We start from the raw sequence: 11987 nt of genomic DNA, 5'->3' as shown, positions 1-11987 counted from the left end.
CCCGGCCTGATCAGGCTGTCCGTGGGGATCGAGGACGTTGATGACCTCATCGCGGACCTCGACAGGGCCTTCCGCGTCCTGCGTGGGGAAAACCCGCCTCCTTTGCGCAGCCGCGGTGAAGCCGCCGCCCCCACCCAGGCGGACGGGCTGTGAGCGTGGCCGAGCGGACCCCGGAAAGCCCGGTGACGCCGTCGAACCCTGCCTCCATTGTGACCACCTCCTCCATCCGGGCGGCGATCGCACCGGTCCTCGACCGGCTGCGTGCGACTTCCGCGCAGCGTGACGCCGACCGGACGCACCCGTTCGCGGAGATCCGCGGCCTTGCCGAGGCCGGCATCCTCCGATACCGCGTCCCGCACGAAGATGGCGGCGCGGGGGCAACCATCCGCGAACTCGCCGAGCTTGTTGTGGATATCGCGGCGGCGGACTCCAACGTGGCCCAAGCCCTGCGGCCCGGCTTTCTCGTGGCCGACGGCCTGGCCACCGGCACCCTTTCCGGGGTGAAGCATGACCGCACGCTGGCCCGTGTCCTGGCCGGGGACCTGTTCGCCGGAACCCGCAATGAAGCCACAGGCAAGCCCGGCCAGATCTCCACCCGACTCACCCGCGACAGCTCCGGTCTCCGGGTCACCGGCGAAAAGTTCTACAGCACAGGCGCTCTGCACGCCCGCTGGTTCTCCGGTAATGCCGTGGACGATGACGGCGGTGTGGTCACCTTCACTGTTCCCACCGACAGCGAAGGCGTCGTACTGATCGACGATTTCGATGCTGTCGGGCAGCGCCTCACGGCCAGCGGCACCACCCGCTTGGACGGCGTCCTGGTGGACCCCGAAGAGGTGGAGGCGGTCAGCGCGCAGAGCGGACATCCGCATGGGTCCCTGGCCCACCTCATTCTGGCTGCCACCCTCGCCGGGATCGCCGAGGCTGCACAAAACGACGCCGTCCGCCTGGTCCGCGGAGTGACCCGCCCGATCAAACATTCCACCGCCGTTCGCAGCGCCGACGATCCCTACGTCCGCCTCACGGTGGGCCGAATCGCCGCCGCGGCGTTCACCGCACGTGCACAGGTAATCAGCGCCGCTGAACAGCTGGACGCCTACTGGGCCGGGCCGCGTGACCCTCTCGGGGTGCAGGCCACCATCGCGGTCGCCGAAGCTTACGTGGGAGCCGGCGAACAGGCCCTCGCAGCCGGCGAACTGCTGTTCGACGTCGGTGGCGGGACACTCACCCGCCGCGAACACAACCTGGACCGGCACTGGCGCAACGCCCGGACGGTGGCCAACCACAACCCCCGAGGCTGGAAATCGGCCGTCGTGGGCGGTTGGTTAGTGGCCGACGAGCCGCCCCCTGCCAACGGCCTGTTCTGACGCCCGTTACCTGCCGCAACCACCCATAACTTGAGGAGAACAAATGACTGAAGCATCCACACCCCCGACTGCCGATTACGGCTATCTTGGCCGCAGCGGTGTCCGGGTAAGCCGGCTCACGCTAGGCACCATGAACTTCGGCAGCCCCACCGAGCGCCCCGAGTCACTGGAGATCATCCGCGCAGCATTGGACGCCGGAATCAACACCATTGACACTGCTGACGCCTACAACCAGGGCCGCAGCGAGGAGATCGTGGGCGAGGCCATCGCCGGCCGGCGCAGCGAAGTAGTGCTGGCCACCAAGTTCCACGGCCAAATCGGAGACAACCCGCTGCACGCCGGCAACTCGCGACGGTGGATCTTCGAAGCTGTGGAAGGCAGCCTGCGCCGGCTTGGCACGGACTACATCGACCTTTACCAGGCACACCGCCCCGATCCGCACACCGACCTGCTCGAAACTATCACCGCGTTGGATGACCTGGTCCGGCAGGGCAAAATCCGTTACTACGGCACCAGCACCTTCAGCGTCGACCAGGTGGTGGAGGCCCAGCTGCTGGCCCGCCAGCACCACCTCACCCCGCCGCTGACCGAACAGGTCCCGTACTCGGCGCTGATCCGGCTGGTGGAACGGACCACGCTGCCGGTCGCCCGCAAGTACGGGCTGGGCGTCCTCAGTTACGGACCGCTGGCCGCGGGCTGGCTCAACGGCGCCTACCGCGCGGGCCAGCCGCAGCCAGACTCCGTTCGTGCGGCCCGTGTCTGGGAGGGCAGGTTTGACGTCGCCGCCCCGGAGAACGCACTGAAGTTCGCCGCCGCGGAGCAGCTCGGCACAATTGCGGACGCCGCGGGGATCAGCGTCCCGGATCTTGCATTGGCCTTCGCCCTGAACCACCCCGCCATTTCATCGGTGATCATCGGCCCGCGCACCCGCGAGCACCTGGACGCCTACCTGAAGTCCGCGGCCACCATCCTCAGTGACAGTGTCCTGGACCAGATCGACAAGGCTGTGGCTCCCGGGACCACGTTCCTTGAACGCGACAACGGCCGCATCCCCGGCGAGCTGACCCCGGCGGGTTTGCGCCGAAGCCGGTGACAGACGCCGTCGTCCTCCATTTCCCAACAGCCAGAAAGGCACCTCCCTTGACGTATCAGCCCTCCGAAACCCGCCACGGCAACCTGAACTGGCGCCGGGCCGGCACCAGTGGCCTGACCCTGCCCGAATTCTCGTTCGGCTTGTGGCAGAAGTTCGGCGACCGCACACCTTACGAAACGCAACGCGAAATCCTGCTCGCAGCGTTCGACGCAGGCATCACCCACTTCGACATCGCCAACCGCTACGGCCCTCCGGCCCGCGCCGCCGAAAAGAACTTCGGCCGGCTCCTCCGCGAGGACCTGGCAGCCTGGCGCGAGGAAATCGTGATCTCCACGAAGGCCGGCAACCCCATCAGCGCCAGCCCCTACCACCGGGGCGGCTCCCGCAAGAACCTGCTCCAGAGCCTGGACCACAGCCTCAAGGACCTCGGCGTGGACTACGTGGACGTGTTCTACTCCCACAGCCCGGACCTCGCCGTTCCCCTGGAGGAAACGGTAGGCGCACTGGTCAGCGCCGTCCACTCCGGCAAAGCGCTCTACGTGGGCATCTCGAACTACTCCAAGGAACGCGCGCACCAGGCAGCTGTCCTGCTCAAGGAAGCCGGGGTGCCGCTGGTCCTGCACCAGCCCAGGTACTCCATCTTCGACCGCCGGGTGGAGATCGAGGACATCCTGGGGCAGTCGGCCGCAGACGGCGTCGGCCTGATCACCTACTCGCCGCTTGCCCAGGGGCTGCTGACGGACAAGTACCTCGACGGAGGCGTGCCGGCAGGTGCCCGCGCAGAAAACAGCGATTTTCTGTCGGTGGACGACATCACCGACGAGTACCGCTCACGGGTCAGCGCACTGAACGATCTTGCCCGTGAGCGCGGCCAGTCCTTGGCCCAGCTCGCACTGCAGTGGGTGCTGCGCCGGCCCGAGGTTACCACGGCGCTGATCGGCGCCAGCTCCGTGGAACAGCTGCACCACAACCTCCAAGCTCCCGGTTTTGCCGCACTGACAGATGAAGAGCTCAAGATCATCGACGCGCACGGCGTGCACGGCACCGGGCTGCGGACCAAATGAGTACGCTGGGCGGTGGCGGCGGGCAGGGTGCCCTGGCCGGGAAGAAGCTGGGGTTCCTGCTCCATCTGGACAGCGACCTTAGCCCGGCCGAATCCTACCGGCAGGCCATTGAGCTGTTCGGGTGGGCGGAGGAGCTGGGATACGACTCCGGCTGGGTCATCCAGCGGCACTTCCGCCAAGGCAACGAGCACGTGGCGTCACCCCTGCTGCTCCTGGCCGCCATCGCCCAGCACACCAGCCGCATCCGCCTGGGTACCGGCGTCCTGGTGCTTCCTTTGGAGGACCCGCTCAAGGTGGCAGAAGATGCGGCCACCCTGGACATCCTCTCCGGCGGACGGCTGGAACTCGGCATTGGAGCCGGCCCCTTCCCCGGCGCCTGGGAGGCCTTCGGCCAGAACCTGGAGAACCGCCACCAGGCCTGGGAACACAGCGTGAACCGGCTGCACGCGATCCTCGAAGGCCAGCCGGTCAACAGTCTCGGGGAAATGCTGCATCCGCCCGGAGGCGGTGTCCGCGGCAGGATCTGGCAGGCAACCTCCAGCGCCCCGGAGCATGCCCTCACCCAGGCCCGGGCCGCGGGTGCAGCCGGCGACGGCCTGCAGCTGTCCCGGGCAACGGACTGGAACCGGCAACAAAGCCCGGAGGCTCAGGCAGCCCTGGTGGACGCCTACCGGTCCGCGCTGCCGGCCGGTGCCGAACCCCGCGTGCTGGTATCCCGGGCCGTCTACCCGGACCGGACCCGGGAGCAGGCCCTCTCGAAACTGGTCGACGGTGCACGGCGCTGGCAAAGCTGGTTCGGAGCGCTCGGTCGCACCGATGTCAACGACGTGACCCCCGAGGAGTACCTGGTGCGGGACCACACCCGCTTCGGTCCGGCGGCGGACATCGCGGCCGGCCTTGCCGCCGACGCGGGAGTGGCAGCAGCAACCGAGCTCCTGGTCAGTTTTCCGCCGGCAGTCCCGGTGCTGGAGGAACACCGCCGCCTCCTCGAAGCCACAGCAACCGGTGTGGCAGCCCGGCTCGGCTGGCAGCCGGCGGGCGGCTCCCCGGTATCGGTGCTCGAATCCGTTGCGGCCGGTGTCCGATGAGCACCTTCCATCTGAACCTTTCCCTGATGACGCCCGGCCACTTCCGGGGCGCCTGGCGCCTGCCCGGCCGGGACCCGCTGGCATGGGTGGACGTGAACCGGTACCGCGAACTTGCCCGCATCGCCGAAGAGGCGAAGATCCACGCAGTCTTCCTGGGTGATTCACCCGGACTGGGCGGCTCCATAGCCGCCCATCCCGAGTCGGGGCTGGAACCCACCGTCCTTTTTGCGGACGTGCTGGCAGGCACCAAACACCTGGGCGCCATCGCCACTAGCAGCAGCACCTACAACAGCCCGTACAACCTGGCCCGCCGCTACCTCGCCTTAGACCATGTGACTGGCGGACGGTCGGCGTTCAACGTGGTGACTACCTTCGCGCCGCACTCGGCGGCCGCGTTCGGGTATCCCACGGCGCCGGAGAAGGCCCAGCGCTACCGCAGGGCTGACGAGTTCGCCCGCGTAGTCCTGTCCCTCTGGGATGGCTGGGACGACGGCGCCGTGGTGGGCGATCCTGTGAGCGGACGCTTCGTGGACCCGTCCCGCATCGAACGGGTGGAACACGAGGGGGAGTTCTTCCGCGTCAGCGGTGCCCTTTCGGTGCCGCCGTCGCCGCAACGCCGCCCCGTGCTGGTGCAGGCCGGCGGCTCGCCGGGCGGCCTTGAGCTCGCCGCGAACTGGGCAGATGTGGTGTTCACCGCGGGCCAGGATCTCAATGAGGCAGTGGCGTTCCGGGCAGACACCAAGCGGCGCGCAGCCGAAGCCGGGCGGGACCCCGGCCAGATCCTCACGTCCCTGGGAGTGATCGTCCTGGTGGCTGACACCGATGAGGAGGTGCGCCGCCGCATCGATGAACTGGTGAACACCACAGACCTGCAGGCCGCGGCAACCGGGGTGGCTGCCCAGCTGGGCCTGGAGGCAGATACCCTGGACCCGGACTCCCTGATCACCATCGAAGCCCTGGAAAGCGCACCGCACCCGCCGGCGTCAGCCGGCTTCTTCCGGAGCACCCGTGCGCTCATTGCCGCCGGACCCCGGACTGTCCGCGACTTGGTCACCCGCTCGGGCGGAGGCGCCGGACACCGGCTCTTGGCCGGCACCCCGGAACAGATCGCCGACAACCTTGAGGGCTGGTTCCGGGCCGGGGCAGCGGACGGCTTCACCATCATGCCCGCGGACACCGCCGTGGACTTCGAAGGGTTCGCCCGCCAGGTGGTGCCCCTCCTGCAAAGCCGCGGACTGTTCCAGCAGGACTACGCCGGAACCACCCTGCGCGAGAACCTCGGCCTCGCCCCGCTGGTGCCCGGCACGGACCGGCAGCGGGCCACCGCCCATCCAACCACCAACGCCAAGGAGGGATGATTCCCGTGCTCGGATATGTCCTGTCCAAATTGGGCCGCGCGCTGTTCGTTGTCTGGGCCGCGTTCACCATCACGTTCATCCTGCTGTTCGTTTTCCCGGCCAACCCGGTGGACCTCCTCTTTGATCCTGCGGAATTGAACACCATTCCGCAGGAAGTCCGGGACCAGGTAGCCGCGCAGTACGGCTTCAACCAGCCGGTGTTCGTCCAGTACCTGGAACGGCTCAGCCAGGCCGCCATCGGCAACTTTGGAAACTCCGTGGGGTCCGGGCGCCGGGTGTCCGATTCTCTCCTGGAAGTCCTGCCGAACACACTGATCCTGGCCGCGGGCTCATTGGTCCTGGCCGTGCTGATCGGCTTTGCCATTGCACTGCTGGCCACCGGAACGCGTCGGCCGTGGCTGCGCCATCTGGTGGAATCGTTGCCCTCGGCGTCGGTGTCCATTCCGGTGTTTATGTTCGCCATCCTGCTGCTCCAAATTTTCTCCTTCACGCTCGGCTGGTTCCCCGCCTTCGGGGACCAGGGCTGGCAAAGCCTGGTGCTGCCCGTCATCACCCTGGCCGTCCCCGTCTCGGGTCCCATCGCGCAGCTACTGGTGCGCAGTTTTGCCGAGGAATTCCAGGCCGGCTACGTCACCACCAGCTACGCCAAGGGAGCCACCCGCGGCGGCATCATCATCGGTGACGTATTCCGCAACGCGAGCCTGCCCGCCCTGACCATCGCCGGGATCACCTTCGGGAACCTCATCGCCGGCGCCGTCATTACCGAAACGGTCTTCGCACGCTCCGGGGTAGGCCGGCTCACGCAATCAGCCATCAACACCCTGGACGTGCCCCTGGTGCAGGGAATCATCGTGTTCGTGGCGGCCAGTTTCGCGCTCATCAACCTCTTGGTCGACCTGATCTACCCACTGCTCGATCCGCGGCTGAGGGCAACCCTCACCGCCCAACCCGTCCGTACAGCGTGAGGCAGCCATGACCATCCAACTCCACGCACCCGAAACCGCAACCTCCGCACCGTTCACGTCGACTCCCAGTGCCCTGGCCCGCTCAGCGGGTGCACTGCTGGCAGACATCAGCCGCCAGCCGGTGCTGGTGCTTGCCTGGATCGTGGTGCTCATCGCTCTGGGCTGGGCCATCGCACCCGGGCTGTTCACCCAGAGCAGCCCCTACGAGGGAGACCCGGCCCTGAGCTTCACCCCGCCCAGCGCCGAGCATCCTTTCGGCACCGACCGCCTGGGCCGGGACCTGCTGGCACGCTCCATCTACGGGGCGGGCACCACCCTCACCGCGACCCTGGTGGCGGTGCTCATCGCGTTCGGCATCGGCTCCATCGTTGGCCTGGTCGCCGGCTACTTCGGGCGCTGGGCGGACACCGCCTTCATGCGCGTGATCGACGTGTTCCTCTCCATCCCCAGCCTGCTGCTGGCCATGGTGATCGTCTCAGTCCTTGGCTACTCCACCCACAACATCGCCATCGCCGTGGGAATCTCATCCATCGCGTCCTTTGCCCGCGTCATGCGCTCGGAGGTGATCAGCGTCGTGACCCGGGACTACGTCCGTGCAGCCTACGGGCTCGGCGTCGGCCGACTCACCGTAGTACTCCGGCACGTGGTGCCCAACGCACTGAATTCGGTGCTCGCCCTCGCCGCACTGGAGGTCGGAACATCCATCCTCGCCGTGGCCTCCCTGGGCTTCCTCGGTTATGGCGCGCCGCCGCCCGAACCCGAATGGGGGCTGCTGGTGGCCGAAGGCCGCGACTATTTGGCCGTACACCCCTGGATCTCCATCCTGCCGGGCACCGCACTTGCCCTTGTTGTCATCGCCACCCACCGCATCAGCACCTCCCTCAGGAAGGACCAACGACGATGAGCGCCACCATCATTGAAGAGATCGTCCGCGAGCAGGCCGAAGCCGAGCCGCTGCTGCGGATCACCGACCTGTCCATCGATTACCGCGATCGACGGCGGTCCTGGACTCCCGCCGTCGAGCGCGTCAACGTGGAGGTCAGGCAGGGAGAGGTGGTCACCTTGGTGGGCGAGTCCGGATCAGGGAAAACCACCCTCATTCAGGGCGCGCTGGGCCTGTTGCCGCCTTCCGCGCGCATCCGTTCCGGCTCCATCGCCTACTCGGGTGTGGACGTGACCGGCTGGCCGGACCAGCGCCTGGCCCGGGTGCGTGGTAACTATGTGGGGTTCATCCCGCAGGATCCCAACACGTCCCTGAACCCGGTCAAGCGGATCGGGCAGCAGGTGGTTGAAGCAGTCCGTTTCAACGAACCCGAGCCCACGGACCGGGACCGGCACCGGACTGCCGCGCTGGAGAGCCTCCGGACAGCGGGGCTCAAGGACGCCGAACGCGTCTTCAGCCAGTACCCCCACGAACTCAGCGGCGGCATGAAGCAGCGCGCCCTGATCGCCATAGCCCTCGCCGGCAAGCCGAAGATCATCGTGGCCGACGAGCCCACCAGCGCCCTGGACGTGACCGTGCAGCGGGTGATCCTCGACCACCTGGAGAACCTCCGCCAGCAGTTGGGCCTCGGCATCCTGCTGGTCACCCACGATCTTGGGGTCGCGCTGGACCGCTCTGACCGCATCCTGGTGATGCAGAGCGGGCAGATCGTGGAGGAAGGCCCTGTCCGGCAGTTGCTGGCAGCACCCGGAAATGACTACACCCGACGGCTGCTCGATGCCGCCCCGGCCCGTCACGCCGAACGGCTCCAGCCCAGCCATGAAGCTCAGCACGGCGGCAGAGCGGAGACCGGTTCGGCTGCAGCCGCGGAGCCCGTGCTGCGGGCGGCGTCCCTGACCAAGGCGTACATCACCCGGAAGGGCCGCACCAGCACCCCGTTCCTTGCCCTCGCCGATGCGGACCTCACCGTCCGGACCGGGACCACGCACGCCATTGTGGGCGAATCCGGTGCCGGGAAATCAACACTCGCCGGCATTCTGGCCGGGTTCATCCCAACCGACGGCGGCAGTGTCCTCCTGGGAGACCATGAAGTGACCGGGGCTAGGCACGCCCAACTCCGGGAGCTGCGCCGCGACCTGCAGTTCGTCTTCCAGAACCCCTACACATCGCTTGATCCGCGCTACACCGTGGGCAGGATCATCGCCGAACCCCTCCGCGCGTTCAAAGCCACGCGAACCCGGGAGGAGCTGGCCGGGCGGGTCAGCGAACTCCTGCAGGCCGTATCGCTGAACGACAGTTACCTGAACCGCCTGCCCGCGCAGCTCTCGGGCGGGCAGCGGCAGCGCGTCGCCATCGCCCGGGCCCTCGCGCTCAATCCGAAGGTCCTGGTCCTCGACGAGGCCGTCAGCGCCCTCGACGTCTCCGTCCAGGCCCAGATCCTCCAGCTCCTGGTGGACCTGCAGGCAAAGCTCGGGCTGAGCTACGTTTTTGTCACCCACGACCTGGGCGTGGTCCGGCTCATCGCCGACGACGTGACAGTCATGAAGGACGGGCGCGTGGTGGAAAGCGGACCTGCAGCGCGGGTGCTGAACGCGCCCCAGCATGACTACACGCGCACACTCCTCGAAGCCATCCCGGGAACGCACGTCAAGGGGGCTGCCGCATGACCGGCACCATCCAGCTCCTTGCCCTGCTCGGCGACCTTCCGGCCCGGCTCGCAGCCGGGGATCCGGACCTCGTCCGTCCCCTTGCATCGGTGACGGGCACCCTCGGCGCCGCACTCGTTGCAGGCGCAGAGGGCCGCCCTGCCCGGCATGACCCTGCGGCGTTGGCCACGGCGCTCAGTGTGCGGTTGCCTGGCTGGCCCGTTGTGTCCTTCTCGGACGGGCGCGGCGACCACCCCTACAACACGGCGCGTAGGTTCCTGTCCGTGGACCATCTCAGCGGTGGCCGGAGCGGCGTGCTGTTCCAGACCGGGGGAGCGCGGGCGCAGCACACGGCCGAACGTATCCAGGTGGTCCGGGCCCTCTGGAACAGCTGGCCGCTTGACTCGCTGGTAGCGGACCGGGATACAGGCGTGTACGCGCACACCGATGAGATCCGGGAGATTGACCACCAAGGAGCGGACTTCAGGGTGCACGGCGCGCTCAACACACCCAGCAGCATCCAGGGCGAACCGGTGTCACTCTGGCATGTCTCCACCGCGGAGGAGCTCGACGCGGCGCACGGGCTGGTGGACCTGGTGGTCCTGGATGATCCGGACCTCCTGCACCGTTGGCGTGCGTCCGAAGCGGAAGCGAGGCCGGGCCTGGTCGCCGCAGGCATTGTTCACGGTGGGGAAGCCGCAGCTGAGCTCGTTTCGGTCAGTACAACCGCCGAACTTTTCGAGGCAGTTGCAACGCTTCCACCGGCGCCGCTTCCGCCGGGACTTCCAGCAGGGGAGCACGGGCGTGCGGCTCCGACGCTCCGGGCATTGTTCGGCTTGCCCCCGCGAAGCTTCGACCTGTCCAGCAAACCTCTCGCCTTTGGAGCCTCCCGTGCCTGACCGCAGCGACCACCTCACCCTCAACGTCAACCTCCAGGCCTTTGGCCAGCGTCCGTCCGCGTGGCAGTTCAGCACCGGCAACCCTGCTGCCCTCGTGGAGCCGGACCACTGGATTGCGTCGGCACGCGCGGCTGAACGCGGGCTGCTGGATGCGGTGTTCTTCGCCGACCAGCCGGCTCTGCACAACCCCAACCCGCGACCGGGTAACCCCCTTGAGCCCATCACCCTCGCTTCGCTGATAACCAGCGCCACCGATCACGTGGGGGTTATCGGTTCGGCGTCCACCACATACAACGATCCCGTGGAGTTGGCCGAGCGGCTCCTGAGCGCCGATGCGCTCTCCGGCGGCCGACTGGGGTGGAATGTAGTGACCACGTACAACAAGGCGGTGTCGGCGAACTTCGGGCTCCCGGAGGCCCCGGGCAGGCAGGAGCGATACCGCCGGGCGGGTGAGTTTGTTGACGCCGTCAAGGCCGTATGGGCCGCGGCAGCGGGGGACGGCAAGTACCTGCACCACGGCGAGTTCTTCCAGCTTGAAGGGACCACCGCTCTTGGACCTTCCGCCCAGGGAAGCCCGGTGATTTTCCAGGCCGGCGGCAGTGAGCAGGGTCGCGATCTGGCCGCCCGGCACGCCGAGGGCGTGTTTGCCGTCGAACTCACCCTGCCCCGCGCCGTCGAGAATTACGCTGACCTTAAACGTCGGGCCGCCGCTGCGGGGCGGCATGCGGGCGTGCCCCGGATTACGCCGGGGTTGTCGTTGGTGATCGGCAGCACCGTGGCCGAGGCGCGGGCAAGGTTCGACGAGTTCGAAGCCCTGGTACCGGACAACTATGCCCTGCGGTCGCTGAGCAGCGTGATCGCCCATGATGCCAGCACCCTGGCTCTCGACGAACCCATCCCAGCCAAGATTCTGGATAAGCCCTGGGACCCTGACACCCACCCCACCTCCACCGGTTACCGCCTGACGTTCCTCGACTGGATCCAGGAACGCCGGCACCAGAGCCTCCGCGAGGTTCTGCGCGACTTTGGCGGCTATGGCTCCCGGATCATTATCGGCACGCCGGAGCAGATCGCGGACGACATGGAACTCTGGTTCCGCTCCTTCGCGGCCGACGGCTTCAACCTGATGATCGACCAGTTCCCGGACGGCCTGCACACCTTCGCCGACCACGTGGTGCCGCTTCTGCAGCGCAAGGGCATCCACAAGCGCGAATACGGGGCGTCCACGTTGCGTGACGGGATCGGGGCAGGCCTAGCCCTGGATCTGGTGGGCTGACGCCAGGCGCGACGCGCGCTCACTAGTGGCGGCTTTTGAAGCGGTGCGGACTCGCTGCTTCGGCCGCCGTACTTATGCCAAGGCAGCGAGCTGGGCGGCGCGCACGGCTTCGGTCTGGGCCTGCACCAGGAGGAAGTGGGCGCTGCGCAGGTAGTACTGGGCGGAATCGTTACCTTGCAAAGACCGGCCGGCGCGCGCCACAAAAAGGGCCCGGGAAACGGTGTGCAGGGCTTCACCGGCCTGGACGCGGATCCGGAGTCGTTCCTCGTAATGCTCTGCGGTGTCCGG

Annotated in this window: 12 protein-coding genes; 11 read left to right on the top strand and 1 reads right to left on the bottom strand. The window is 67.7% G+C overall.

All coding sequences use genetic code 11. The features are described 5' to 3' along the window. The first annotated feature begins 6 nt into the window (after positions 1 to 6). The 11 genes from DBR22_RS25255 to DBR22_RS15220 are packed head-to-tail and all read left to right on the top strand — an operon-like array spanning position 7 to position 11699. A complete protein-coding gene (locus DBR22_RS25255) occupies positions 7 to 153 on the top strand; it encodes a PLP-dependent transferase (RefSeq protein ID WP_375134969.1) in 147 nt (48 codons plus the stop codon). Beyond that, on the top strand, positions 150 to 1367 hold the full coding sequence (locus DBR22_RS15265) for an acyl-CoA dehydrogenase family protein (RefSeq protein ID WP_219928130.1): 1218 nt from the start codon (positions 150 to 152) through the stop codon (positions 1365 to 1367). The genes DBR22_RS25255 and DBR22_RS15265 overlap by 4 nt, the downstream gene beginning before the upstream one ends. A gap of 43 nt (positions 1368 to 1410) precedes the next feature. Next, positions 1411 to 2460 carry an aldo/keto reductase gene (locus DBR22_RS15260; protein ID WP_108599730.1) on the top strand — a complete coding sequence of 350 codons (1050 nt, stop codon included), beginning with the start codon at positions 1411 to 1413 and terminating at the stop codon, positions 2458 to 2460. Positions 2461 to 2507: 47 nt separating this feature from the next. Next, positions 2508 to 3524, top strand: coding sequence for an aldo/keto reductase (locus DBR22_RS15255; RefSeq protein WP_108599729.1), 1017 nt, complete (start codon positions 2508 to 2510; stop codon positions 3522 to 3524). Next, entirely contained in the window at positions 3521 to 4612 is a 1092-nt protein-coding gene (locus DBR22_RS15250) for an LLM class flavin-dependent oxidoreductase (RefSeq protein ID WP_108599728.1), read from the top strand. The genes DBR22_RS15255 and DBR22_RS15250 overlap by 4 nt, the downstream gene beginning before the upstream one ends. After that, positions 4609 to 5970 (top strand): NtaA/DmoA family FMN-dependent monooxygenase, encoded by a 1362-nt coding sequence (locus DBR22_RS15245; RefSeq protein WP_108599727.1) that lies wholly within the window; start codon positions 4609 to 4611, stop codon positions 5968 to 5970. Before DBR22_RS15250 ends, DBR22_RS15245 begins: the two co-directional genes overlap by 4 nt. After that, the gene (locus tag DBR22_RS15240) at positions 5967 to 6935 is read left to right on the top strand and encodes an ABC transporter permease (protein WP_219928129.1); all 969 of its coding nucleotides are present in this window, start codon (positions 5967 to 5969) and stop codon (positions 6933 to 6935) included. The genes DBR22_RS15245 and DBR22_RS15240 overlap by 4 nt, the downstream gene beginning before the upstream one ends. Before the next feature lie 7 nt (positions 6936 to 6942). Next, positions 6943 to 7839 (top strand): ABC transporter permease, encoded by an 897-nt coding sequence (locus DBR22_RS15235; RefSeq protein WP_108599726.1) that lies wholly within the window; start codon positions 6943 to 6945, stop codon positions 7837 to 7839. Next, positions 7836 to 9545 (top strand): dipeptide ABC transporter ATP-binding protein, encoded by a 1710-nt coding sequence (locus DBR22_RS15230; RefSeq protein ID WP_108599725.1) that lies wholly within the window; start codon positions 7836 to 7838, stop codon positions 9543 to 9545. The genes DBR22_RS15235 and DBR22_RS15230 overlap by 4 nt, the downstream gene beginning before the upstream one ends. Continuing rightward, positions 9542 to 10423: an LLM class flavin-dependent oxidoreductase gene (locus tag DBR22_RS24170; RefSeq protein WP_108599724.1), complete on the top strand. Its 882-nt coding sequence runs from the start codon at positions 9542 to 9544 to the stop codon at positions 10421 to 10423. The genes DBR22_RS15230 and DBR22_RS24170 overlap by 4 nt, the downstream gene beginning before the upstream one ends. Continuing rightward, positions 10416 to 11699, top strand: coding sequence for an NtaA/DmoA family FMN-dependent monooxygenase (locus DBR22_RS15220; RefSeq protein ID WP_219928128.1), 1284 nt, complete (start codon positions 10416 to 10418; stop codon positions 11697 to 11699). Before DBR22_RS24170 ends, DBR22_RS15220 begins: the two co-directional genes overlap by 8 nt. A 72-nt stretch (positions 11700 to 11771) precedes the next feature. Here DBR22_RS15220 and DBR22_RS23910 read toward each other — a convergent pair. Further along, on the bottom strand, positions 11772 to 11987 hold a 216-nt coding region (locus DBR22_RS23910; protein ID WP_219928127.1), incomplete at its 5' end, for a hypothetical protein.

It is taken from the genome of Arthrobacter sp. HMWF013 (assembly GCF_003061105.1).
Classification (GTDB): Bacteria; Actinomycetota; Actinomycetes; order Actinomycetales; family Micrococcaceae; genus Arthrobacter.
Note: the sequence above shows the minus strand (reverse complement) of the source record. Positions and strands in the feature narration are given on the sequence as shown.